Below are 24297 nucleotides of genomic sequence, written 5' to 3' on the forward strand. Positions count from 1 at the left end.
TCCCGGACGAGCGCCTGCATAACGTAGCGCAATACCATACGCACAGGCTGTCACCACAGACTTCGGGCCGCCACGCCGAGACTCGCGTGGTGGCATTCCATCTCCTGAACGAACTCCCGTCCCACAAAGGTCAGTTCATCGGATTCGCGGAGGATGGACAAGGCTTCGCCGACCGCATCCCAATAGGTCTCGAACTGACGCTCGGCACGGTCCCGGAAGCCGTCGGTCCCCGGGGGCCCGCCCCTCGCCCTGCGCCACAGGTCGGTGAGGGCGAGATGCGCGTAGACGCCCTGGAGGACGCCTGACACGGGACGCGGATCGGGGCGCCAGCCCACCCGGTACCGGGCCCCGCCCGAGCGGTACAGCGGGACGAGTTCGTGCAGGGCGGCCAGTTTCGAGTGGTGCACCTCGTGCACGAGCGCTTCGGCCAGTCGGCCCGGTTCCGGCGGAAGCTGGCTCAGCATCGCTCCGGGCGCGGCCCGCAGGGTGGCGCTCATCGAAGAGCCGCTCGGGTGGGCCGACGGCGCGAGCGGCACCACGGCGCGCAGCAGCGTCCTGGTCTCCGCGGCGCGCTCGGGGTCGGTCGCCGACAGCAGCGCCTGAGCCGCGCGCCACTGCTCGGCCCACCGGCGGGAAGCGGAGTGCGGGCGCCTGACGGCGGGCAGGGCCTCGGGGCCGACGCCCTGCGCCGGCACCCGGTAGGGGTCGACGTCGTCGAGGACGACCGTGCTGCCGGGCAGCTCGCGCAGCCCCGACCAGCCGGGGCCGCCACCGACCGGGTGCCGGGAATCGGGCAGCAGGCGGGTGAGGAGTACGTCGGCCAGGCCGGCGGAGTCGGTGATCCGGGCCGAGCCGGGATACCCGCCCAGCCGGACCCGGCCGGACGGACAGCTCAGTTCACCGAGGGACGGCAGCACGAGCCGCCCCGAGGGCACCGCGAGTTCTCCCTCCACCGGGCAGCCCGCACGTACGGCGGCGGCCACGGCGAGCCCGCTCAGATAACCCAGCCGCCCTTCCAGTGCCGGTCCCTCGTCGGCGGCCAGCGTCTCGGTGAGCCAGGCGCCGGTCATCGGGTAGTCCAGCAGGGCACGCACCGCCGCCGGTTCGGTGCGTTCCGCTCGCTCCAGCAACGCCCAGTCGGCCTCGAAGCGCCGGTGCCCGGCGGGCCGGAGGGCGGCGCGCTCGCGTTCCAGCCGGATCAGCACGGCCTTGAGGAGCACCATGCGACGCGCGTGGAGTGCGGCACGCAGTGCCTCGGCGCTGAGGGATGCGGGGCGTGTCCTGGCGAGCTCTCCGACGATGCGGGAGAAGCGGGTTGCCAGGGTCATCCCCGGGTGTCCTCACCCGGGGCGAGCGCACCGAGCACGGCCGGAAACGTACCCTCGTCGGGCAGCGGTGCGAGGTCTGCGGGTGGCCGGGGATCCTCGCCGGCATACCAGACCTCGCCGAACTCCCGGGCCCGGTACAGGACGTCACCCACCACCGCCATGAGGCCCGGATCGTCCATGGCGCGCAATGTCCGCAGGTCGACATCGGTGAGGCCGGACAGGAGCGCGGTCAGTCCGCGGTCCTCACCGGGACCGGCCGCTCCTTTCCTCTGCTCCGCCACCCTCGGCTCCTCCCTGCCGGCACCCGCCCCGTACGGCCACAGCGGCTGCCCAGTTCTTCCCGACGCGAGGGAGTCAGAAACACCGAGTCGATCAACTCCGGTCACGATCGGACCAGTTGGCCCACTCTTCGGTCCATGGGTACCAAGGGGGCGCGAGCCGGCCCCACTCCGTCTCCGGCAGCCCCCGTACGTCATCCCGCCGAACCCCCTCCGAGGCCAGGACCGCCTCCGCCCGCCTGGTCTCCTCGACGTCCGCCCAGTCCACCTCCCGCAACGCCCCCGACAGCCGCTGCCACTGCTCGCGGGCCGCCCGGTAGGCGCCCCGTGCCGCGCCCGGCCGCCCCAGCAGGGCCAGCACCGCGGCGCTGCCGTGCCAGGCCCGCGCGGCCGTCACCGAGCCGGGGTCCTCGCCGTGCGCGGCCCGCGCCTCCCGCTCGGCGCTCTCGTACGCCTGCAACGCCTCCATCAGCCCCGGCGCGCCCGCGTGATACCAGCCCTCCAGCCGCACCCGCCCGAGCTGGAGCCACACCTCCGCGCGGACGGCCGCGTCGGCGGCGGCCCGCAGCGCCTGGCCGAGCAGATGACGGCTCTCGAACAGGTCGGGCAGAAAGCCGAGATGGCGGAACCGCTGGGCGAGCGCGCTGCCGACCAGGCCCTGCAGCCGGCCGCGCTGGGCGGAGCGGGCCGGCAGCACCTTCAGCGCCTCGCGTAGCACGTACTCGGCCCGGTCCACGATCTGCGCGCCGCCCTGCGCCGAGGCCCGTCGCAGCAGCGACTCGCCCCAGCCGGTCAGCAGCCGGCAGCGCAGGGCGCTGTCCGCGGGGGCGAGCAGCACCGCCCGCTCGTAGGCGGCGTCGGCTTCACGGCCGTGCCCGGTCTCGTCCTGGAAGGCGGCCAGCGCGGCCAGGCAGGGCAGCAGCAGGCCCGGCTCGTCCCCGGCGGCCCGCTCGGCCCGCTCCAGCGCCGCGCGCGTCTCGGCGTCCTCGGCACCGGCGGCCCGCAGCGCCCGCGCCAGATCCAGCACGGCGGGCGCCCGTACCCCGGCAGCGGCGTCTTCGAGGTCCAACAGGGCGCAGCCTTCCCTGAGTTCGGGCACGGCGGCACCGGCATGCCGCAGCTCCAGCAGGATCCGGCCGCGCAGGAGGAGCCGGGCGCGGTGCACGCGAGCAGCCCAGGGCACGGCTTCCGCATCCGCACCGGCCGACTCCCCGGAGGGGGAGTGCGCGGCGCCGGGGTCCTCCCCGTCGTCTTGAGCATCCTGCCCGGCCTGCCCGACTTGGTCGGCTTGGTCGGCTTGGCCTGCTTGGTCTGCTTGGTCGGGCTGAACGTCCTGCAGAGCCTGGGCTCTCCGCATCAGGTCGCCCGGAGCGTCCACCAGGTCCCCGCCACCCCCGCCCGGCAGCGAACGCGCCCACATGCGCGCCCTCTGTGCCAGGCCCGGCCAGGGCGCGCTGTCCGGATCGAGCACCTCCAGCGCGGCCCTCAGCAGCTCGGCCTCCGCCGTCTGCTGCCACAACTCCCAGCTGCAGAAGGCAATTTCGAGGGCCGACTCGGCGCGCTCGGGGCTGTCGGCGGGGGCCGAGGCGTGCGCGGCGGCGACCTGGGTCACGGCCTCGCGCAGCAGCTCCTCCCGGCGGCCCGCCGCGCGCACCCCCGCCGTACCCGCCTCGGCGCGCAGCACCCGGCCGAGCAGCAGCCGCGCCCGTACGACGGTCTCCTCGGTGTCGTCCGCGCCGGTCACCGCCGTACGCGCGAGGTCCCGGGCATGCCGCAGCACCTCCGGGTCGCCGCGCCGCCGCCACTCCTCGAACAGCCGGCCGCCCTCGGTGAGCGGGTCGACCGCCGGGCGCTCGGGCTGGTAGAAGCGCAGCACCCGGGCGGGGATCCGGGCGAACAGCTCGGCCTCGACGCCGCCGCCCGCGTCCTCGGCCGCGGTGTCCTCGGGCAGCGGCCCCGCGCCGCCGTCCGGGTCGCGGTCGGTGAGCCGGGCCGAGGCGAGCGCGGCGAAGTTCCGGGTGCCGCGGCCGAAGTGCCGTTCCACATACGCCGAGCAGTGCTTGAGGACGAGTCCGGCGGCGTCCTGGTCGAGGGAGGCGAGCAGCAGGTCCTGCACCCGGCCCGGGTAGACGAAGCAGGGCTGGTCGCCGGTGCCGGGCAGTTGCCGTAGCAGCCCGCCGAGCAGCACCTCGGCCAGCTCCATGGGCCCGGTGTCGGGCAGCATCGCCCGCTGCACCAGCTGCATCACGGGCAGGGTGAGCGGGGCCGCGGCGAGATAGACGGCCAGGCGCAGCGCACCGGGCGAGGCTCCGGCACGGAAGGCGCGCAGCAGCTCGTCGTCGCCGGGCGGGGCGGCGGCCGGTGCCGCCCGGGTGGCCGTACCCGGCGCGGTCAGCGCGGCCCAGGCGCGTTCGCTGGTCGGGCCGGTGCCCGCGAGCAGCCGGGCGAACGCCCCGAAGGCGTCCGGGGTGGGCTGCAGGACCGGCACCGGCCGGGCGTCCGGCGCCGGTTCGTCCCAGGGCTCGTCGTCGGGCAGGAAGACCAGGCGGCCGCCGACCTCCGCGCCCCGCACCAGCACGCCCGGTTCGGCGGGCAGCGCCGTACGGCCCCACAGGCGGGGCGGCAGCGGCTGGACGACGGCCAGCGGGGCGGTGCGCGGCCAGCTGTGCAGCAGCCGCTGGGCGCTGCCGTTCTGCCACAGCGGGCCCACGCAGTCGCTGATGACGAAGGTGACACAGCGGCCGGTGGGGTCGTGCAGCTCGTCGGCCGGGCGCAGCCGGGTGTGCCGGCCGGGACCGGCGGTCGTCCCCACGAGCAGAGCGCCCGCGTCCCCTTCGTACAGCTGGTGCACGCGGACGGAGGCGAACGCGCCGGACTGCTGGCAGGCCTGGCGCAGTTCCTCGACCATCTGTCCCCAGACGGCCATGGCGGGCCCGGTGTCCATCAGGAGCTGCACGTCACAGCGCCGGCGGCGGCCGGGCCGGAGGACGGGGAGCAGGATGCCGCTGGCGGCGGCACGGTCGGCGGTGGCCTCCTCGTCGATCCGGTCGGACCCGTCGGTCCCGTCGAGCCGCTCGTCCCGGCCGTGGACGGAGCCGGGCCGGTACCGGCCGAGGGCGCGCAGCGCCTTCTCCAGGCCGAGCAGTCCGGGCAGGGCACCGGCGGCGGGGGCGCGGACGGGGAACCCGGCGGGACTGCCCTCGGCGGCCGGGCGGCCGGGGCTGAGATCAGGGCTCGCGGTGGTGCGCGTGTGCAGGTGGACGGGGGCGGTGCCGGACTCCCGGCGAGGCGGCACGGGGGCGCGCTCCGGGCCGGTCGTCGGGTCCGGCGGGGCGACGGCGGTGTCCGGCCGCGGCGGGCCGGCCTCGGGACGGCGCGGGGGCGGTCCGGCGGACGACGGCCCGGGGGCGTCGCGCGCCGGGCCCGCGCCGAGCCGCCCGGCCAGCCAGAGCGCGTCCGCCACGTCCTCCGCGGTGACGTCGAGCCCGCCCTGGCGCAGCTTGCCGATCAGCTCGTCCAGACCCATGCCGGGCATGCGCCCATCACCTCGTACGGTCGAGCGGCTGCATGAGCATCTCGGCGATGCGCTCCCGGGTCAGGCTCTGTGCACGCGGGTCGTGCCGGGTGAGGAAGAGGGCGTTGAGCAGCTGGTCGGCGGCGAGCACCTCGCCGGGCTCGCGCTCCAGGAACCTGCGGATCAGCTCCGTACCGGCCGCGACGCCCTCCGGCCCCAGATGCGCCTCGACCATCGCGGTCAGCTGCTCCTCGCCGGGGGCCTCCAGTTCCAGCTGGATGCAGCGGCGCAGCAGCGGGGCGGGGAAGTCGCGTTCGCCGTTGGACGTCAGGACGATCACCGGGAAGGCGGTGCAGCCCACGCGCCCGCCGTGCACGGCCACCCGGTCGCCGTCGTGCGTGAGCACCTCCACGACGGGCTCGCGGTCGGCCAGCCGCTCCAGCTCGGGAATCGCGAACTCGCCCTCCTCCAGCGTGTTCAGCAGGTCGTTGGGCAGGTCGAGATCGCTCTTGTCGAGTTCGTCGATCAGCAGCACACGCGGCTCACCGGCGGGCAGCAGCGCGGTGCCGAGCGGCCCGAGCCGGATGTACGACCCGATGCCGGAAGCCCCCGCGGCCGGCTCCTCGCCGCCCCGGGCACGCTCCAGCTGGACGTCCTGGAGCCGCCCTATCGCGTCGTACCGGTACAGCCCGTCCTGGAGGGTGGTCCGGCTGACGATCGGCCAGCGCAGCACCTTGCCGAGGCCCAGTTCGTGCGCGATCGCGTACGCCAGGGTCGACTTGCCGGTGCCCGGGTTGCCGGTCACCAGCAGGGGCCGGCGCAGATAGAGGGCCGCGTTGACGGCGTCGACCTCGGCGGGCCGGGGCGCGTAGCTCTCGACCATCCGGCGGCGCACACCGAGCCGCCGGGCACTGCTGGGATCCTCCGGACCGGCCTCCCCGTCGCGGCCGTTCTCCCGGGACGCCGCGAAGTCACGCCAGGGCGGCGGCGCCGGCAACCGCCGTACGCCGTCGTGCGGCTGACCCACTCCGCGGTAGATCCGCCAGTCGTTCACCTTGGGCTCCTCCCAGCTCTGGTGATCATGCAGCGGGTCGTGGCCGTCCGGCCTAGAGGCTACCGCCCGTGAGCCGTCCCTGCCGAGCTTCAGCGCGCCCGGACGCTCACTTCCGGCCGGACGAACGCGCTTGTGGATCAAGGGGGTTGAGGGGGGTGAGGGGTTGGGGGGCGCAGTCCGTGGGTCGGACCGGGGACCGAAGACTAGGGCCGGACCGGGAACCGGAACCCGAAGGCCGGACCAGGCCGCGATCCGGGGTCCGGACCACGGCCCGAAGTCCGGGGGGCCGGGCCACGGGTCACCCGCCCGGGGCGGCGAACGGCGGCGGGCGCATCGCCTCCGCGCCGTACGGCGGCCGGTCCGGCGGGTCGAACAGTACGGCGATCTTGCCCCGCAGTCCGTCCGCGCGGGCGCTCTCGGGGTCGGCGAGCCGGATGCGCAGGTCGCGCAGGGGACCGTGCAGACCGCCCGCCTGCCGGGCGGCCGCCAGCAGTTCGGCGGCCTGCCGGTGGAAGACCCCGCAGTCCTCGGGGTCGTGCCGGTCCCGGCGCCACAGCACCACCGGGTGCCCGGCCATCAGCGCGTCCTTCATCGCGGCCAGCCCCTCTCCACTGCCGACGGGCCCGCAGTACACCGGCACGCACGCGTCGCCCAGCGCGGTCAGGGCGCGGTAGAACGGGAGGCGGGTACCGGGACGCACCCCGCCGTGATGCCCCGCACCCGGTGGCCGCCCGTGCAGCGTCCCGGCCGCGAGCGGCCCGCCCTGCACGCCGTTCCAGCGCCGGCGCCACTCCGGAGAGGGCGGTAACGCGTTGCGCCGCACGTCCCGGACGACGACGGTCCGCCGCATGCCGAGAGGGATGGCCCGCTCGTCCACGAAGTCGTCGTCATCGTCGTCGTAGTCCGCGTAGGTCTCGTGGGCGGCGTGGTCGGCGCGGTCCGGGCAGTCCGCGTGGTCCGCTCGGCGTTCCGTGCCGCCGGGCTGCTCGGGCAGCAACTGCCATTCGTCCACAGGCAGATCGAACAGCTTGCGCGGCAGGAACACCTCGATCGCGGCCAGGTGCTCCCCGTGGTCGCCCTGGCTCAGCGCCCGCGTCAGCGGGTCCCGCAGCGCCCGCACCAGCTCCTCGGCGCGTACGCCCCGGTCGTCGGCGGCGACGGGGGTGACGTCCTGGCCGTCGTAGATCAGCTGCACGCTCCACGGATAGCGGCCGTCGTACATGGCGGCGCCGACCTTGACGAGGACGTCGGTACGGGAGGTGGCGGGGGCGGGGAGCGGGGCGGGGACGACAGGGGCGGGGGCGGGGACGGTCGTGAGCAGGGACGCCCCGGACGTCGTGGGCATCGGGGGTGTCGGGAGCATCGCGGGCCTCGTGGGCGTCACGGGTGTCGTGGGCGTCATGGGTGGAGACCCGGCCTGCCCGCCCGCGTCGCCCTCCAGGAGGGCTCGGATGGCCTCGCCGACCGCCCAGTTGGGGTGGCCGGCGGCCTGCCCGGCGATCCAGTCGGCGACCGCGCCCAGCCGGCCCGGCTCCGCCTCCCCGGCCCGCTCCGACGCGATCTTGCGGGTCACCTTCGCCGCGTACAGCAGGACGGCGTCCAGATCGACCAGCGTCCCGCCGCCGCCCGGCTCCAGCGTGCGCAGCCCGTAGAGCAGTCCGGCGCCCTCGCGCCAGGTCCGCACGTTGCGCAGCACCAGCGACCGCAGCCGCTCGCCGCGCACCTGCTCCTTCACATCCTCCACGAGATGGACGACGTCGCCCGCGCCCGTCGGCGGGGGCAGTTGCGCGAGGTGGCCGTGCAGCCGGGTGCGCAGTTCGGCGGTGATGCCGGTGAACTCGGGTGCGTGGCCGGGCAGTTCGGCCTGGAAGGAGGCCCAGTCGGGGTAGGCGGAGGCGGCCGGGGTGAAGGAGGCCGGGGCGGCGGCGCCGGTGGATTCGTCCAGCCGGCGCAGATGGTGGAGGTCGTGCGCACGGAGCACCTCGCGCACGATCCGGCCCCCGTGCGGCGAGTCCAGCAGCTCGTACAGCGCGGTGACGGGGACGGCGACACCCTCCTCCGGCCGCCGCCCCTTGATCACGCCGATGACGGAGCCGTGCCGCAGATCGAGCACCGGGCCGCCGGACAGTCCGCCGACCGGCAGGCTCCCGGCGAGCAGCAGGGCCTGGGCGTCGGAGCCGGCGAGTTCGCCGTCGCCGTGCCGGATGCCCAGCTCGCCGGTCTGCACGGACCAGCCGTAGAGCCCGACGGGGGTGCGCGGGCCCGCTTCCCGGTCGCCGAGCCACAGACAGCGCACATCGTCGGCGCCGGTGACCCGGACGAGCGCGAGGTCGGGGAACGGCCAGCGGTCCCGCGAGGCCTCGCCGGCGTCGGGGCGGGGGGCGACGAGTACGGCCGTGCCGGTGCCGGTGCGGTCCGCCCAGCCGTCGGCGGCGGAGCGCTCCTGCCAGGTCACGCTCATCGCGCTCTCCCCTCGGCACACCGCGGCTCCCCCTCTCCCCACGACATGCGCGCACGTCAGCAGCCAGCCGGGGGCGATGAAGAACCCCGACCCCCAGTACGGGTCACGGTCCGTTGCATACCCGTCACCCGGTGCGCCGATGCGTGCGAGGGAGGGGCGCACCATCGCGGCGAAGGTGCTCATACGGCGCCGGGGGCCGCCGGCTGCGGCGGTACGGTTCCGGCGGCGGGCGCCGCGGGATCCGCGCCGTCGGCCGCGCGCGCCGGTACGGCGGCCGGTTCGGTCCAGGTCAGGGACACGGTGAGGGACGACTTGCCGCCACCCTCGGCGATGGCACTCACGATCTTACCGGACTGCGCCGTCAGTTCGATTCCGAAGCTGACGGAGACCTCCACAGGGCCTGGGGTCTGGAGACCGGCGCGCAGGGAGCGCACGACCCCGCCGACTGTGCCGGCCAGTCCCCCCGCCATGTCGATGACGCGGTCCCCGAGCGAGGTGTCCTGATACCCGTCCCCGTCACCGTCTCCGACTCTGGCCCAGACGACGGTCCCGTCGTCCAGCCGTATCCGCTCCACTCCGCCGGCCATGAACGCCCCCCGTTCCCCGTTGGGAGGAGAAGGCTAACTCCAGGGGAAGGGGAGGGGGAGGGGGCGAAGGGCAATAGACCGACTAGTCCTGCACGTCCCGCTCGTCACCCGCCCTACTCGTCCACCCGTCCTACTCGTCCACTCGCCCTACTCGTCGTCCTCGTCGTCGAGCCGCGCGAGCCAGGTGGCCAGCCGCTCGACGGGCACCTCGAAGTCGGGATTCAGGTCGACGAACGTCCGCAGCTGCTCGGCGAGCCACTCGAAGGTGACTTCTTCCTCGCCACGCCGTTTCTCCAACTCCTCGATTCCACGGTCGGTGAAGTACATGGGGTGTGTCTCCTGCGTCTGCGTCAAGGCCGGATGGAGGCCGAGTGCCTTCACGGACAAGCCTATGCAACGGGCGACGGTGACCGTCCCGATGCCCCGAAAGAGTGTCTTGACTTCGGGCAGGCACGATATATCGTGTTTCACAGGAGACGCGATATGGCGCGTCGAGACCGTGTCCCGGCCGAGGAGTCCCCATGCCCGTGTGGTCCGTCACCGAGCCCCAGAAGCTGACCTTCGGCGCCGGTGTGAGCGACCTCAAGGTCCGCATCGTCAGTGGAACGGTGAACGTGGTGGGCGTCGAAGAAGGTTCCGCCCGCCTCGAAGTCTCGGAGATCGAGGGCCCGCCCCTGGTGGTCACCGAGCAGGGCGGCACCCTGACGGTGGCCTACGAGGACCTGCCCTGGAAGGGCTTCCTCAAGTGGCTCGACCGCAAGGGCCGGCGGCGCAGCGCGGTCGTCTCCCTCGCCGTCCCCGCCGGCACACGCGTGGAGGTGGGCGTGGTCGACGCCGGCGCGGTCGTCTCCGGCATCCGCGGCACCGCGCTGGTCAAGGGAGTGACCGGCGACACGACCCTGGTCGGCGTCTCCGGCCCGGTCCGCGCGGACACCGTGTCGGGAAACCTGGAGGCTCAGGCGGTCACCGGCGACCTCCGGTTCCACTCGGTCTCGGGAGACCTGACGGTCGTCGAGGGCTCCGGCCCCTCCGTCCGCGCCGACTCCGTCAGCGGATCCATGATCGTCGACCTGGACCCGGACGGCCCCACGGAGGTCAGTCTCACCAGCGTCTCCGGCGAGATCGCCATCCGCCTGCCGCACCCGGCGGACGCCGAGGTGGAGGCGAACACGGCGAGCGGCACGATCTCCAACGCCTTCGACGGACTGCGGGTGCACGGCCAGTGGGGCGCCCACAAGATCACCGGCCGGCTCGGCGCGGGCACCGGCAGACTCCGGGCCACCACGGTCTCCGGCTCGATCGCCCTGCTGCGCCGCCCGCCGCGCGAGGACGAGGAGGACACCCCCTGGGAGCCGGAGCCGCCACGGACCCCGGGCACCGCCCCCACCGCAGACACCCCGGCCGCCCCGGGAGACAATTCCGTCTCCGACCAGGGCGCGGGCGCCCCCCACGCCCCCGACGCCCCGGCCGACGGCACGACCGACAAGAAGGTGCTCTGACATGCCCCCCGTCTTCGCCCACGGGCGCCTCCGCCTGTACCTGCTCAAGCTGCTCGACGAGGCCCCGCGCCACGGCTACGAGGTGATCCGGCTCCTGGAGGAGCGCTTCCAGGGGCTGTACGCCCCCTCGGCGGGCACGGTCTACCCCCGGCTGGCCAAGCTGGAGGCCGAGGGTCTGGTCCGGCACACCACGGAGGGCGGCCGCAAGGTGTACTCCATCACGGACGCGGGCCGCGCCGAACTGGCGGACCGCAGCGGCGAGCTGGCCGACCTGGAGCTGGAGATCCGCGAGTCGGTCGCGGAACTGGCCGCGGAGATCCGGGCCGATGTGCGCGGCGCGGCCGGCGACCTGCGCCGCGAGATGCGCGCGGCCGCCACGGAGGCCCGCCGGGGCACACGGGCGACGGCCGGGGAGTACGGCGACCTGGGCGACGACAAGGAGTCCTGGCGGGTCGCCAAGGAGGAGATGCGCCGGGTCAAGCAGGAGTGGAAGGAGCAGGCCCGCCGCGCCAAGGACGAGAGCCGCCGCGCCCGCGAGGAGGCCCAGCGGGCCCGCCACCAGGCCCAGGAGGCGCAGGCTCGGGCGCGGGCCCAGGCGCAGGAGGAGATGCAGCGCATCGCCCGCCATGTCCAGGACCGCGTCCAGGACCACTTCGCCCGCGGCGACTGGCCGACCGGCGTCCGCGAGGGTCTGACCGAACTGGCCAAGGAGTTCGGCGATTTCGGCGTGAACTTCGGCAAGGACGTGGGCAAGGGCCTGGGCCAGGACTGGGGCTTCACCCGCCCCCCGCAGGAGCGGCCCGCCGCCCCCGAGGAACCGCACCACGTCCCGCCCACCGAGGACTTCCCCGCCGCGTACGAACCCTCCTGGTCCCACGAGGACTTCACGGGCGACCCGGCCCGCGCCCTGGACCGCCTCCTGGACCGCTTCCGCGACGACATCCGTGACGCGGCCCGCGACCACGGAGTGACCCCCGCCCAACTCCGCGAGACCCGGCACCACCTCTCCACGGCAGCGGCCCGCATCGCAGCCCTGCTGCACCAGCCGAAGCCCTGACCCCGTCCCGGCACCGGGACACCCCGACCCGCACCACCCCCGGCCTACGATCCCGCCCTCCAGCCCGCAGTTCCGGCCGGGGCGGGTGAGGGGCCGAGGTCCGGATGGAGGCCGTCGCGTACGGCGACGTCGCCGCCGGCCGTCACAGAACCCGCTGCACCGACTCGTACGTCACCCCGTGATCCGCCAGCACCTCCCCCGCCACGCCGGGGCGGACGGTGAGGGCCAGCAGGATGTGTTCGTCCCCGATGACGGTGGTCCCCCCGCGCGAGCGGATTCGAGCGTGGGGGAGCTCGCTGCGGTCGACGGCGCTGCGCAGCGCGGCCACCAGGACGTCCTTCGCGCTCTTGCCGAAGGGCCGCCGGCCCGACCGCCGGCCCGAGTCCGCCGGGTCGACGGACATCGCGCCGACGCCGTGCACCTCCTCGACCCGGGAGACGATCTCCGACACGTCGATGCCGAGCCCCGCGAGCGCGTCCGCCTCGGCCCGGGACAGCCCGGCCCGCCGCCGGGCCTCGTCCAGGGCCTGCCGTACGGACGCCGTGCGCTCCGTGAGGCCGAGCGCGGTCAGCGCGGACGAGGCGCGGCCGCTCTCCCGGTCGAGAAGGGCGAGCAGCAGATGCTCGGCACCGACGGTCCGCTCCCCCGCCCGTTCGCAGTGGCCTGCCGCGCTCTGCACGACCTCGCGGGCGTCCTTGGTGAAGCGTTCGAACATCACTGCCTCCCGTACTTCTTGTGCACGGCCTGCCTGCTGACACCCAGTTCCGCGGCGATCTCCTGCCACGACCAGCCCTGATTGCGCGCGCTGCGCACCTGCACCGCCTCCAGCTGCTCCAGCAGCCGGCGCAGCGCGGCCACGGCCCGCAGTCCGACCCTCGGATCACGGTCGCCGGCGCGCTCGGCGAGATCGGTTGCATCGGTCATGCTGTCAACCTAGGTTGACACGTGCGCCATGTCAACCAAAGTTGACGCATGCAGGTATCCACGCAGGCATGGAAAAGGGCGGGCCGGGAACACCGGACCCGCCCAGACCTCACCAACCACCCAGTGGATCTCAGGGGTTGGTGAGCACGATCTTCCCGAACTGCTCCCCGGAGGCGAGCCGCTCGAAGCCCTCGCGGGCGCGGTCGAGCGGCAGCTCCTCGTCGATGACGGGCCGTACGCCGGCCGCGGCGCAGAAGGAGAGCAGGTCCTCCAGCTCCTCCTTGGTGCCCATGGTCGAGCCGACGACCTTCAGCTCCAGGAAGAAGATCCGGGTCAGCTCGGCGTGCGAGGGCCGGTCCCCGCTCGTCGCCCCGGAGATCACGATCGTCCCGCCCGGCCGCAGGGACTTCACCGAGTGGGACCACGTGGCCGCGCCCACGGTCTCGATGACGGCGTCCACCCGCTGCGGCAGCCGCGCCCCCGGTTCCACGGCCTCCACGGCCCCGAGCTCCAGCGCCCGCTTCCGCTTCGCCTCGTCCCGGCTGGTGGCGAAGACCCGCAGGCCGGCCGCCTTGCCGAGCACGATCGCGGCCGTGGCGACACCGCCGCCCGCGCCCTGCACGAGGACCGAGTCACCGGGTCGTACCCCGGCGTTGGTGAACAGCATCCGGTACGCCGTCAGCCACGCGGTCGGCAGGCAGGCGGCCTCGGCGAAGGACAGCTCCTTGGGCTTGGGCAGCACGTTCCAGGTCGGCACGGCGACCTGCTCGGCGAAGGTGCCCTGGTAGCGCTCGGTGAGGATGGAGCGCGGCTCGTCGGGGCCGACGCCGTGGCCGGTCTGGCCGATGACGGAGTGCAGGACGACCTCGTTGCCGTCCGCGTCGACACCGGCGGCGTCGCAGCCGAGGATCATCGGCAGCCGGCCCTCCGGGAGGCCGACGCCGCGCAGGGACCAGAGGTCGTGGTGGTTGAGGGAGGCGGCCCGCACATTGATGGTGCTCCAGCCGGGCCGGGCCTCGGGAGCCGGACGCTCCCCCAACTCCAGGCCGTTGAGCGGCTGGTCGCGGTCGATTCGGGCGGCGTAGGCAGCGAACATGGGCCCGACGATAGGTCCGCCGGTCGGCCGACGGAACCAGGCAGCCCTGTGACACATGCCCTCTTGCGCAGCGGCACCCATGCGGCGCAACCCGCCACAAGGGCCAAGGTCGCCCCGCCAACAGCACCACGCCCGGGCACCTTTACGAGGGTGCCCCCGGGCGGGGCGGTGACGACAACACCCGAGTCGGGCGGGCGGGAAAGAAAATGGCCCCGTCCGAACGGACGGGACCATTTCCGCGCAACGTCAGCGACGAGCAACGCCCTCGGCCCGGGCAGCAGCCGCGACCGCCGCCGTCACCGCGGGAGCGACCCGCTCGTCGAACGGCGAAGGAATCACATAGTCGGCGGCGAGGTCATCGCCGACCACCGCGGCCAGCGCCTCGGCCGCGGCGATCTTCATGCCCTCGGTGATCCGCGTGGCGCGCACCTGCAGCGCGCCCGCGAAGATGCCCGGGAACGCCAGCACGTTGTTGATCTGGTTCGGGAAGTCCGACCGCCCGGTGGCGACGACCGCCGCGTACTTGTGCGCGACGTCCGGGTGCACCTCCGGGTTCGGGTTGGCCATCGCGAACACGAAGGCGCCCTCCGCCATGGAGGCCACGGCCTCCTCCGGCACCGTACCGCCGGAGACGCCGATGAAGACGTCGGCGCCCGCGAGGGCGTTCTCCAGCGAGCCGGTGATGCCCGCCTTGTTGGTGAAGCCGGCCACCTCCCGCTTGACCGGGGTGAGGTCCTCCCGGTCGGTGGAGATGACGCCCTTGCGGTCCGTCAGCGCCACGTCCCCGATGCCGGCCTCGACCAGCATCTTGGCGATGGCGACACCGGCCGCGCCGGCGCCCGAGATGACGGCCCGCAGCTGCCCGATCTCGCGCCCGCTCAGCCGCGCCGCATTCCGCAGTGCCGCGAGCGTCACGACGGCCGTACCGTGCTGGTCGTCGTGGAAGACCGGGATGTCGAGGCGCTCCTGGAGCCGGCGCTCGATCTCGAAGCACCGGGGCGCCGAGATGTCCTCCAGGTTCACGCCGCCGAAGGACGGCGCGAGCCGGACGACGGTCTCGACGATGTCGTCCACGTCCGTGCAGTCGAGCGCGATCGGGACCGCGTCGACACCGCCGAACTGCTTGAACAGGATCGCCTTGCCCTCCATCACCGGGAGGGAGGCCTGGGGACCGATGTCCCCGAGCCCGAGCACGGCCGTACCGTCGGTGACGACGGCGACCACGTTGGACTTCCATGTGTAGTCGTTGACCAGCTCCGGCTGCTCCGCGATCGCGGTGCACACGCGCGCGACGCCGGGCGTGTACGCGAGGGAAAGGTCGTCCTTGTCGCGGACCGGCACGGTGGCCTGCACGGCCATCTTGCCGCCACGGTGCAGCGCGAACGCCGGATCGAAGGAATCGAGGGGCTCGGCCCCGCCGTCCTGATCCGGTTTGCTGTCGCTGCGAGGATTGACGATCTCCGCTGCCACTTTGTCTTACCCCTTAGGTATGCATGGTTTGAGGGTCGACCACTCCTGGTGAGGGGTGGGCGGGCACCGCGTACGCCCCGGTTGCTGATACGTACGGGACATACGCGACGGGCGCGCCGCACACGCGCCCTGAGCCCCGGATGAGGGGTGTAAAGAACCTTCTTACCGGACGGACGGCGCTCACGACGAGTCCATTAGGTTCAAGGTCACATCTGGCGGCTAGAGAGCCACCCGCAGATGACACGAGGCTGACATCCGTCCGACGTCCACGCCACGTGCGCGCGATCTCCGCTACACGGGTAGATGTGGTGACCACATCGTGAGATATGCCGAAGATTTTCCGGCCGGGGCACTGGATCGCCGTAGATGGTTCGGCAGTCAAGGACCCTTATGGCGCCGACCTGATGCGGTTCGGGGGGTCACCCGTTATGTGATTTTGACATAGTCGCCACCCTGAATGGCTCAGTCCGAATGGCAAGATGCCGTAAACCTACGAGATCGCGACACCCGAAGGTGTGTGTTTCGGTCGACGCTTCCTCACCTCTCCATCTGTTCCCATCTGCCGGAGGAACCCACGATGACCGCAAGCTTCACCCGCCGTACGACCGCCGCGCACTCCCGTCTGGCCGCGGTGGGTGCGATAGCGGTCGCGGGCGCCCTGCTGCTCACCGGCTGCGGTGACCAGACCAAGAGCAAGAGCAGTGACTCCGGCAGCAGCGCCTCCACCGGTGGCGCCCCGCTCTCCGCCAAGCTCCCGGCCGACATCCGGAACAAGGGGGAGATAAAGGTCGGTTCGGACATCGCGTACGCCCCCGTGGAGTTCAAGGACTCCTCCGGCAACGTCACCGGCCTCGACCCCGACCTCGCGGCGGCCATGGGCAAGCAGCTCGGCGTGAAGCTGACGTTCGAGAACGGCACCTTCGACGGCCTGCTCACCGGTCTGCGCTCGGGCCGCTACGACATCGCGATGTCCGCGATGACGGACAACAAGAACCGCCAGCAGGGCGTCGACCCCGACACCGGCAAGAAGGTCGGCGAGGGCGTCGACTTCGTCGACTACCTGACCGCCGGTGTCTCGATCTACACGCGCAAGGGCGACACCCAGGGCATCAACGGCTGGGCGGACCTGTGCGGCAAGAAGATCGCCGTCGAGCGCGGCACCGTCTCGGAGGACCTGGCCAAGCAGGAGGCCAAGAAGTGTCCGGGCGGCAAGAAGCTCACCATCGAGCCGTTCGACGACGACCAGCAGTCCCAGACCCGGCTGCGCTCGGGCGGTGTGGACGCCGCCTCCTCCGACTTCCCGGTGGCCGCGTACGCGGTGAAGACCTCTGGCGGTGGCAAGGACTTCCAGATCGTCGGCCAGCAGGTCGAGGCGGCCCCCTACGGCATCGCCGTCTCCAAGGAGGCCACCCAGCTGCGCGACGCGCTCCAGGCCGCGATGAACGCGATCATCAAGAGCGGTGAGTACCAGAAGATCCTCGCGAAGTGGGGCGCCCAGGACGGCGCCGTCAAGGAGTCCGTGCTCAACGGCGGCAAGTGACCCGCGGCAGGACGCGGCCACCGAGAGGCAACACCCGTGACTGACACAGAGAAGACGGCGCAGCGGACCCCGTCCGCCGGCCCGGAGGCCATCAGGGCCATCCCGGTACGGCACTACGGACGCTACGTCTCCGCCGTCATCGCCATCGCGATCCTCGTCGCGATCATCTACGCATTCGGCCAGGGCAAGATCAACTGGCACGCGGTGCCGGAGTACTTCTTCGACCACCGCATCATGACCGGCGTCAGCAAGACCCTGCTGCTGACGGTCCTGTCGATGCTCATCGGCATCGCCGGCGGCATCGTCCTCGCGGTCATGCGGCTGTCGAAGAACCCGGTGACCTCGTCGATCGCCTGGTTCTACATCTGGTTCTTCCGCGGCACGCCGGTCCTGGTCCAGCTGTTCCTCTGGTTCAACCTGGGCCTGGTCTTCGAGTACATCAACCTGATGCCGTTCTACAAGGACTACTGGTCGAACTTCATGACGCCGCTGCTGACGGCGCTGCTCGGCCTGGGTCTGAACGAGGCGGCGTACATGGCCGAGATCTGCCGGGCGGGCCTGCTCGCGGTGGACGAGGGCCAGACCGAGGCGGCCCACGCGCTCGGCATGAGCCACGCCAAGACCCTGCGCCGGGTGATCATCCCGCAGGCGATGCGCGTGATCGTGCCGCCGACGGGCAACGAAGTGATCAACATGCTGAAGACGACCTCGCTCGTAGCGGCCGTCCAGTATCCCGAGCTGTTCCGCTACGCCCAGGACATCGGCCAGAACTCCGGCGCACCGGTGGAGATGTACTTCCTCGCTGCGGCCTGGTACCTGATCATGACGTCCGTCCTGAGCGTCGGCCAGTACTACATCGAGCGGTACTACGCCCGCGGCTCCAGCCGCCAGCTGCCGCCGACTCCCTGGCAGAAGGTGAAGGCCAACATGTTCTCCCTGGGCCGCCCCAAGGGAGGCATGGCATGACCGAGCAGAACCCGACGAACCCGATGGTCGGGGCCGAGGGCGTGCACAAGTCCTTCGGCCAGGTCGAGGTGCTCAAGGGCATCGACCTGGAGGTGAAGCCGGGCGAGGTGTTCTGCCTCATCGGCCCCTCCGGCTCCGGCAAGAGCACGTTTCTCCGGTGCATCAACCACCTTGAGAAGATCAACGCCGGGCGGCTGTACGTCGACGGCGAGCTGGTCGGCTACCGCCAGCAGGGCGACAAGCTGTACGAACTGCGCGACCGCGAGGTCGCCATGAAGCGCCGGGACATCGGCATGGTCTTCCAGCGCTTCAACCTGTTCCCGCACATGACGGCCGTGGAGAACGTCATGGAGGCGCCGGTGCAGGTGAAGGGCAGGAGCAAGCCGGAGGCCCGGGAGCGGGCCATGCAGCTGCTGGAGCGCGTGGGGCTGGCCGACCGGGCCGGGCACTACCCCTCACAACTCTCCGGCGGCCAGCAGCAGCGCGTGGCGATCGCCCGGGCGCTCGCGATGGACCCGAAGCTGATGCTGTTCGACGAGCCGACCTCGGCCCTGGACCCTGAGCTGGTCGGTGACGTCCTGGACGTCATGCGCGACCTCGCCGAGTCCGGCATGACCATGGTCGTCGTCACCCACGAGATGGGCTTCGCCCGCGAGGTGGGCGACAGCCTGGTGTTCATGGACGAGGGCGTGGTGGTCGAATCCGGCCATCCGCGCGAGGTCCTGACGAACCCGCGGCACGAGCGGACGCAGTCGTTCCTGTCGAAGGTCCTGTGACCGGGTGACGCGCGAGGGGCGGTACGGACTTCCCGTACCGCCCCTCGCTCGTCTGCGCACGGCCTACTTCAGCGCCAGCAGCAGCGTGTCCGACGGCGAGCACCACACCGGCCGGGCCTCGCCGAAGCCGTGCGCCAGCAGCGTGCGCGCGTGCCAGGCCGCCGAGGGCATCTCGCCGTCGGCGTGGACGCCGTAGATCTCGAAGCGGCGGGCGGTGGGCGCGGCGAGGACGGGGTCCTCGGCCGCCAGCGCCCACCACTCGGCCCAGTCGAGGGCGCCGCCCCGCGTGGCCTGTTCCATGCGGGTGCGCCGGCGCGTGCTCTCGATCGCGTTGATCCGGGGCGTGGAGTCGTCGATCATGTGGTCGGCGTTCATGAAGACGCCTCCGTGCCGGACGAGCCCGGCGACCTGGCCGTACAGGGTGTCGAGGGGGTCGGTGCGCAGCCAGTGCAGGGCCGTGGCGGTGAGCACCGCGTCGTAGGTGTCGTACGGCAGTCGCGCCGGCCAGTCGGGGTCCTTGAGGTCGGCCTCGACGAAGGTGACGCGGTCGTCGCCGTCGAAGGTGCCCCGGGCGATGGTGAGCAGGGCGGGATCGAGGTCGATGCCGGTGCTGGTGGCGTGCGGCAGGCGGGCGAGCAGCCGGGCGGTGATGCTGCCGGTGCCGCAGGCGAGGTCGAGGACGCGCGGGGCGGGGCCCACGAACGCCTCGACCATGTCGAGCATGATCCGGAACCGCTCCTCGCGATCCGGCATGTACGACTCCTGCTGCCGGTCCCAGCTCTCCTGCCAGGCCGCCCAGTCGGCGGCGGTGCTCGTGGTCATGACCCCGTCTCCCCTCGCGCTGCGTAATACCCTGGAAGCACGACCGGCTGTTACCCGACCGCAGACACGACCATAAAGCGCCCCAGTAAGGACTACAAGTGGAACTGGCCTATTACTCGGATTACGCCGTCCGTCTCGTCAACAGCGAGGAACCGGCCCGGGGCAAGGACTCACTGACCTCGGTCGAGGCCGTCCGCGATCTCTTCGGCATCAACTCACAGGCGGCCCGCCGCGCCACCGACGCCGATGTCACGCGCTTCCGCTCGGTCCGCGCCCGGCTGCGCTCGGTCTTCGAAGCGGCGGACCAGGGCGACGAGACCCTGGCCGTGGACCTGCTGAACTCCCTGCTCCTGGAGTTCCCGGTCAGCCCCCAGATCTCCGGCCACGACTACCGGGACGAGGACGGCCGCCCGCTGTGGCACATGCACCTGGCCGACCACCCGTCCAACGCCACCGCCGGCTACGCGGCCATCGCGGCGATGGGTCTGGCCTTCCACCTGACGGAGTACGGCGTCGACCGGCTGGGCCTGTGCGAGGCGGCCCCCTGCCGCAACGCCTACCTCGACACCTCCACCAACCGCTCCCGGCGCTACTGCTCCGACCGCTGCGCGACCCGCGCCAACGTGGCCGCCTACCGGGCCCGCAAGCGCCTGGAGGCCGACCGGTCCGGCAGCAGCGGCCTCGCGGCCGAGAACGCCCAGCGCACCAGCGCGACCGGCGAGCGCTGACCGGCGGGCCGCGGCCGGTACCTGAAGTACGCCTTGCCCAGCACCAGTTCATCGGGCACGACCCCGTAATCGGTGCTGTCCCCACCCGCGTACGGATTGTCCCCGAGCACCCACCAGCCGCCCTCGCGCCGCTCCACGGCGCGCTTGACGACCAGCAAGTCCTGCTGGAACGGATGCCGCAGCACGACGACGTCCCCCGGCCGGACCGTGCCCCCGTACCGCAGCAGCAGCCGGTCCCCGTGCCGGAGCGTGGGCACCATGGACGGTCCCGTGACCTCGGCCAGCCCGAACGGCGCCACCGCCCTCCCCCGTTCGGTCTCCTGCGACAGTTCCGGCATCCCCGGCACCTCCCCGGTCCGTTCCTCCACCAGTCTCAGTCTCACCCTGGACTTTTGTCCTAAGCCCTAGGGGGCACCCGAGAAATCGCGTTCCTCAGGGAGTAATGTCGCACCTGAGAAGACGATCACGAGGAAGGAATGCTCCATGCTTTCCCGCCTGTTTGCCCCCAAGGTCAAGGTCAGCGCCCACTGCGACCTGCCCTGCGGCGTTTACGACCCGGCCCAGGCCCGCATCGAGGCGGAGTCGGTGAAGGCCGTGCAGGAAAAGATGGCCGCCAACGACGACCCCCACTTCCAGACGCGTGCCGCCATCATCAAGGAGCAGCGTGCGGAGCTGGCGAAGCACCACGTCTCCGTGCTCTGGAGCGACTACTTCAAGGCCCCGCACTTCGAGAAGTACCCGGAGCTGCACCAGCTGGTCAACGACACCCTGAAGGCCCTGTCGGCCGCCAAGGCGTCCACCGACCCGAAGACGGGCGAGAAGGCACTTGAGCTCATCGCCGAGATCGACCGGATCTTCTGGGAGACCAAGAAGGCGTGATCTCCTCTTACGCCCTCTGACCTGCGATTTCTTTTGTTGCAGTGTCTACCTGTCCGCACCCGGCCCGCAGGCCGCCGAGAACGGCGTCCATGACGGTCCGGGTGCGGTCTTCTTCGCCCGGCCACGGATGGGCGTAGATCCGCAGCGTGATGACGGCGGACGCGTGGCCAAGGACCAGCTGGACCTGCTTGACGCTCGCTCCGCCGGCGATGAGGGCGGAGGCGACGCCCACGACATCAGCGAACGGCCTACGGAACGCGGCCGACGCCGGTGGAGGAGTCAGCCCTCAGCGACGGCAGACAAGGATGCCGCCCAAGCATGTGACCTCAAAGGACCCATGCCGGGCGATGTGATCGACCAGAATGGTGCGCGCCCGCTCGATCGTGGCATCGAAGGGCACATCGTGCTGATCCGCCCATGCCCGGTAGGAGGCCATATGCGCGATGACCGGCTCGGGATCGTGGACCGTGATGGTGCCGGGCAGTTCGATCGCCTCCACCCGACCGAACTCCTCCCCCAGGAAGGCCGGGGCCTTCTCCAGGGAGAAGCGGGCGCTGAGCGAGATGCGGGCCGGGCCACGTCCAGTGCCCAGCACGTCGCCAGCGGCCCGCTGCCACAAGGCATCGAGTTCGACCTTGTCCCGGTCACCGTTGGTGGAGGCGATCACCAACCCGTCACGGGCGACGACGCGGGACAGCTCCCTCACCGCCCGTGGGATGTCCGGGACGTGGTAAAGCATGTGCAGCGCCAAGGCAGCATGGACGCTCCCCGTGGCCAGCGGCAAGCGGGTGGCGTCCGCAACGGCCACCGGGCCAGGGACACTGGCGAGGATGCCAGGGGCGATGTCCAGGCCCAGCAGCGCCAGGTCAGGCCGGTCCCGGCGGAGCCGCTGGATGAACCTGCCGTTGCCGCAGCCGATGTCGACCAGGCGCCCACGCACGCCCCTCAACTGCTCGGCGACGATGCCAGGCAGGTCGTAACGGGGCGTCTGCCACTGGTAGAGCGACTGGCGGGCGGCCAGATCCCGGTCACTGCTGTAGGCACTTCCGGCGAGACGGCCCCGGTCGGTGACGGCGGCGTGGTGTGCGGCGGACAGTTCGGTCACGTCGGCAACTCCGGAGGGTGGGCGGCGGGTGCGGCCGCAAGGACGGCCGTGTGCTGGAGTCGTTCTCGCAGGTGTACGGCCTGCGCGGCTCCACCGTACTGCGGCCCGCTCAGCTCCTGGCCCAGAGCGGTGAGCCGGCGCACGATGCTGGCCGACATGCGCTCCGGCGGGGAGCCGAGGACGAAACCGAGCATCGCCTCGGTACCGTCCAGGTCGCCGAGGAGCATGTGGCCGCGAGCGAGATCGACGTGGGCGGCGAACAGGTCACCGACCGACTGGTCGTCGTCTTCGCCACTTCGGTAGAGCCGGATCGCGGTGTCTGCGCTGGCGATGGCCTGCTGAACGTGCTCCCGCCCGCCCACGGCCAGGTGGCTCGTCCCCGCGTACGCGAACTGCTTGGCGGCCGGGAAGGCGAAGATGCCCGGCACCTCGTCGTGGCCACGCATCGCCTCGCGGGCGCGCTCGGCGCCCACCAGGGCGGCTACCGCACCCGCCTGGTCTCCGACTATGGCCAACGCCCGCGCCTCCAAGCTCGCCAACCGAGCCCCGATACTCCCGCCCGCCCGGTGCCGGCGACCGGCCTGCGCCAGCCGAGCCGCCCGCTCGTAGTGCCCGGTCCAGTAGGCGATCAGGGACTCCACAGCCCGTACCCAGGCCAGCATCCCCTCATGTCTGGCCGCCTCGGCGCACGCCCTGGCGGTACGGCTGTGCGTGGCGGCAGAGTCATAGGCGCCCAGGTCCAAGCAGACGTGCGCGGACAGCCCGCACAGCCGAGAGGCCGCGACGTACAGGTCAGTGGTCTGCCGGGGATGCTGCCGCCCGCGCAGCAACTCGAACACCCCGTTCCGAAGCCGCTTGATCTCGACGTACACCTCCAGCAGCGGATGGCTGACGTAAATACGTGCGAGCCGAGCGACATCGGCCTCCAACTGCTCTACGACGAACTCGTCGGCGTTGCGTTGCGCGATGAACCTGGCGAACTCCGCCGAGGCCACCGCGTCCGCCGACACGGCTCCGGCGACGGTGCGGGGACGCGCCGTGGGCCACGCGAGCGGTACCTTTCCCGCCTCATCCGCGCCCTCCCCACCTCGTCGGCTCTTGCTGACGGCGACCGCCTGGTCGAGCACAGCTGCATCGACACCGAAGACCTGCGCCAGGTACTTCCTCGTGTACGGCACCGGGATGCGCACCTCGCGCTCGTAGCGCCCGATCTCCTTGCCCGTCTTGGTGGCTCGCCCCTCCAGGGTGTTGCACTCGTCCGCCACACGCTGCTGGGACCACCCACGCTCTGTGCGCAGCCGGACGAGCAGAGCACCGATCCCTGTGTTGCCCATGCCCTCACCCCGCAGCACGCGAACTCTGGCCCCCATAGTGGCCCCCGGCGTGGCCCCCATGCTGGCTCCCGACCCAAACGAGCTAAAGCGGTTGGCTGTTGGCCATGCCCAGCACACCGCCCGGCAAGCCGGGCACCCTCGCCCTGACCCCCGCACCTGCCCCCAACGCCGACGTCGAGCGCCGCAGGAAACTCTTCGACCGACGCCGGACCACACCCGGCGCCGCCCGGAGGTTCGTCGCCGAGACCCTTACCCAATGGGGCCGGACCGAACGCCTCGACGACGTCCAGCTGTGCGTCTCCGAACTCGCCACCAACGCCATCCTGCACGGAGCCCCGTCAGGCGGACTGGTGCTGGTGCACGTCACCCTCGCCGACACCCAACTCCGCATCGAAGTACACGACAGCGGCAACGCCCCACCCCACAGACGACATGTACCTGGCCACCGTCGCGTGGTTGGACACGGCCCCGACCGGCGCCACTGTCTGCTGCCTCCTGCTGGTGCCCCAGCCACCCCGCAGCCGCCACGAGACGCAGACCCTCATCGAGCAACGCATGCGGACCATCGCTGAGGCACTCCGCCTCGGCCCGGCAACCGCGCCCCCACCAGACATCGGACCACGCCTGCGCCCGATCACACCCACCGAGGTCGCCCTGTGCTTCGACAGCACCCCCTACCGCAGGCGCATCCCGGCAGGCCGCTCCTGGACGCTCCTGCTCGGTCGACGAACCCCGGTGGACCTCGTCCTCGGTCTGGCCCCGCTCGCCCGCAGCTCCACTCGGGCCGAGATCGACAGCTACCTCGACCTGGGCACCCTCCGCCAACGTCTCCTCTTCGGCCACACCCGAACCGAATGAACCCCAACCCACCTCAGGGGG

Annotated in this window: 24 protein-coding genes and 1 pseudogene; 9 read left to right on the forward strand and 16 right to left on the reverse strand. The window is 72.2% G+C overall.

Annotated elements, in window-relative coordinates; all coding sequences use genetic code 11:
• Positions 1-50 precede the first annotated feature (50 nt).
• The 7 genes from O1G22_RS14210 to O1G22_RS14240 form a co-directional block, all read right to left on the reverse strand.
• Positions 51-1328 carry an HEXXH motif domain-containing protein gene (locus tag O1G22_RS14210; RefSeq protein WP_270081696.1) on the reverse strand — a complete coding sequence of 426 codons (1278 nt, stop codon included), beginning with the start codon at positions 1326-1328 and terminating at the stop codon, positions 51-53.
• The gene (locus O1G22_RS14215) at positions 1325-1609 is read right to left on the reverse strand and encodes a hypothetical protein (RefSeq protein WP_270081697.1); all 285 of its coding nucleotides are present in this window, start codon (positions 1607-1609) and stop codon (positions 1325-1327) included. Before O1G22_RS14215 ends, O1G22_RS14210 begins: the two co-directional genes overlap by 4 nt.
• Positions 1610-1700: 91 nt before the next feature.
• Positions 1701-5141 (reverse strand): SAV_2336 N-terminal domain-related protein, encoded by a 3441-nt coding sequence (locus tag O1G22_RS14220; protein ID WP_270081698.1) that lies wholly within the window; start codon positions 5139-5141, stop codon positions 1701-1703.
• A 7-nt stretch (positions 5142-5148) separates the two neighbouring features.
• On the reverse strand, positions 5149-6174 hold the full coding sequence (locus O1G22_RS14225) for an AAA family ATPase (protein WP_270081699.1): 1026 nt from the start codon (positions 6172-6174) through the stop codon (positions 5149-5151).
• A gap of 298 nt (positions 6175-6472) precedes the next feature.
• Positions 6473-8818 carry a VMAP-C domain-containing protein gene (locus O1G22_RS14230; protein WP_270081700.1) on the reverse strand — a complete coding sequence of 782 codons (2346 nt, stop codon included), beginning with the start codon at positions 8816-8818 and terminating at the stop codon, positions 6473-6475.
• A complete protein-coding gene (locus O1G22_RS14235) occupies positions 8815-9222 on the reverse strand; it encodes a CU044_2847 family protein (protein WP_270081701.1) in 408 nt (135 codons plus the stop codon). The genes O1G22_RS14230 and O1G22_RS14235 overlap by 4 nt, the downstream gene beginning before the upstream one ends.
• Before the next feature lie 147 nt (positions 9223-9369).
• Positions 9370-9549, reverse strand: coding sequence for a DUF6104 family protein (locus tag O1G22_RS14240; protein ID WP_003992906.1), 180 nt, complete (start codon positions 9547-9549; stop codon positions 9370-9372).
• 194 nt (positions 9550-9743) lie between these two features.
• Between O1G22_RS14240 and O1G22_RS14245 the strand changes: the two genes are divergently transcribed.
• Together O1G22_RS14245 and O1G22_RS14250 are read left to right on the forward strand one after the other, a co-directional pair.
• Entirely contained in the window at positions 9744-10721 is a 978-nt protein-coding gene (locus tag O1G22_RS14245) for a DUF4097 family beta strand repeat-containing protein (RefSeq protein ID WP_270081702.1), read from the forward strand.
• Between the two features lies 1 nt (position 10722).
• Positions 10723-11778 (forward strand): PadR family transcriptional regulator, encoded by a 1056-nt coding sequence (locus O1G22_RS14250; RefSeq protein WP_270081703.1) that lies wholly within the window; start codon positions 10723-10725, stop codon positions 11776-11778.
• Positions 11779-11920: 142 nt separating this feature from the next.
• Here O1G22_RS14250 and O1G22_RS14255 read toward each other — a convergent pair whose 3' ends face one another.
• The 4 genes from O1G22_RS14255 to O1G22_RS14270 all read right to left on the reverse strand — a co-directional run bounded on the left by O1G22_RS14255 (position 11921) and on the right by O1G22_RS14270 (position 15268).
• On the reverse strand, positions 11921-12493 hold the full coding sequence (locus O1G22_RS14255; protein WP_270081704.1) for a Clp protease N-terminal domain-containing protein: 573 nt from the start codon (positions 12491-12493) through the stop codon (positions 11921-11923).
• Entirely contained in the window at positions 12493-12702 is a 210-nt protein-coding gene (locus O1G22_RS14260) for a helix-turn-helix domain-containing protein (RefSeq protein ID WP_037851906.1), read from the reverse strand. The genes O1G22_RS14255 and O1G22_RS14260 overlap by 1 nt, the downstream gene beginning before the upstream one ends.
• A 130-nt stretch (positions 12703-12832) precedes the next feature.
• Entirely contained in the window at positions 12833-13798 is a 966-nt protein-coding gene (locus O1G22_RS14265) for a zinc-binding dehydrogenase (protein WP_270081705.1), read from the reverse strand.
• Between the two features lie 246 nt (positions 13799-14044).
• Positions 14045-15268, reverse strand: coding sequence for an NAD(P)-dependent malic enzyme (locus tag O1G22_RS14270; protein ID WP_225101896.1), 1224 nt, complete (start codon positions 15266-15268; stop codon positions 14045-14047).
• Positions 15269-15845: 577 nt separating this feature from the next.
• Between O1G22_RS14270 and O1G22_RS14275 the strand changes: the two genes are divergently transcribed.
• The 3 genes from O1G22_RS14275 to O1G22_RS14285 are packed head-to-tail and all read left to right on the forward strand — an operon-like array spanning position 15846 to position 18550.
• Positions 15846-16808, forward strand: a complete 963-nt coding sequence (locus tag O1G22_RS14275) for an ABC transporter substrate-binding protein (protein WP_270081706.1) — start codon at positions 15846-15848, stop codon at positions 16806-16808.
• Positions 16809-16844: 36 nt separating this feature from the next.
• Positions 16845-17774, forward strand: a complete 930-nt coding sequence (locus O1G22_RS14280) for an amino acid ABC transporter permease (RefSeq protein ID WP_225101898.1) — start codon at positions 16845-16847, stop codon at positions 17772-17774.
• Between the two features lie 23 nt (positions 17775-17797).
• Complete coding sequence (locus O1G22_RS14285; protein ID WP_270086414.1) at positions 17798-18550, forward strand: amino acid ABC transporter ATP-binding protein; 753 nt, start codon at positions 17798-17800, stop codon at positions 18548-18550.
• Positions 18551-18613: 63 nt separating this feature from the next.
• Here O1G22_RS14285 and O1G22_RS14290 read toward each other — a convergent pair whose 3' ends face one another.
• Positions 18614-19372 carry a class I SAM-dependent methyltransferase gene (locus tag O1G22_RS14290; RefSeq protein WP_270081707.1) on the reverse strand — a complete coding sequence of 253 codons (759 nt, stop codon included), beginning with the start codon at positions 19370-19372 and terminating at the stop codon, positions 18614-18616.
• Positions 19373-19470: 98 nt separating this feature from the next.
• On the opposite strand from O1G22_RS14290, the gene O1G22_RS14295 reads away from it, so the two are divergent.
• The gene (locus tag O1G22_RS14295) at positions 19471-20100 is read left to right on the forward strand and encodes a CGNR zinc finger domain-containing protein (RefSeq protein WP_225101900.1); all 630 of its coding nucleotides are present in this window, start codon (positions 19471-19473) and stop codon (positions 20098-20100) included.
• On the opposite strand, the gene sodX is transcribed toward O1G22_RS14295, so the two are convergent.
• Positions 20004-20438, reverse strand: a complete 435-nt coding sequence (gene sodX / locus O1G22_RS14300) for a nickel-type superoxide dismutase maturation protease (protein ID WP_225101929.1) — start codon at positions 20436-20438, stop codon at positions 20004-20006. The genes O1G22_RS14295 and sodX overlap by 97 nt on opposite strands.
• A gap of 145 nt (positions 20439-20583) precedes the next feature.
• On the opposite strand from sodX, the gene sodN reads away from it, so the two are divergent.
• Positions 20584-20979, forward strand: a complete 396-nt coding sequence (gene sodN, locus O1G22_RS14305; RefSeq protein ID WP_225101901.1) for a superoxide dismutase, Ni — start codon at positions 20584-20586, stop codon at positions 20977-20979.
• Positions 20980-20986: 7 nt separating this feature from the next.
• Here the strand turns inward: sodN and O1G22_RS14310 are convergent.
• The 3 genes and pseudogenes from O1G22_RS14310 to O1G22_RS14320 form a co-directional block, all read right to left on the reverse strand.
• A pseudogene (locus O1G22_RS14310) lies at positions 20987-21202 on the reverse strand (tyrosine-type recombinase/integrase); the annotation flags it as partial.
• A 63-nt stretch (positions 21203-21265) separates the two neighbouring features.
• On the reverse strand, positions 21266-22084 hold the full coding sequence (locus O1G22_RS14315) for a class I SAM-dependent methyltransferase (RefSeq protein WP_270081708.1): 819 nt from the start codon (positions 22082-22084) through the stop codon (positions 21266-21268).
• A complete protein-coding gene (locus O1G22_RS14320; protein WP_270081709.1) occupies positions 22081-23418 on the reverse strand; it encodes a helix-turn-helix domain-containing protein in 1338 nt (445 codons plus the stop codon). Before O1G22_RS14320 ends, O1G22_RS14315 begins: the two co-directional genes overlap by 4 nt.
• A 104-nt stretch (positions 23419-23522) precedes the next feature.
• Between O1G22_RS14320 and O1G22_RS14325 the strand changes: the two genes are divergently transcribed.
• Positions 23523-23990, forward strand: a complete 468-nt coding sequence (locus O1G22_RS14325; protein WP_270081710.1) for an ATP-binding protein — start codon at positions 23523-23525, stop codon at positions 23988-23990.
• The gene (locus O1G22_RS14330) at positions 23875-24276 is read left to right on the forward strand and encodes a hypothetical protein (protein ID WP_270081711.1); all 402 of its coding nucleotides are present in this window, start codon (positions 23875-23877) and stop codon (positions 24274-24276) included. Before O1G22_RS14325 ends, O1G22_RS14330 begins: the two co-directional genes overlap by 116 nt.
• The last annotated feature ends 21 nt before the right edge of the window (positions 24277-24297 follow it).

It is taken from the genome of Streptomyces camelliae (assembly GCF_027625935.1).
Taxonomy (GTDB): Bacteria; Actinomycetota; Actinomycetes; order Streptomycetales; family Streptomycetaceae; genus Streptomyces; species Streptomyces camelliae.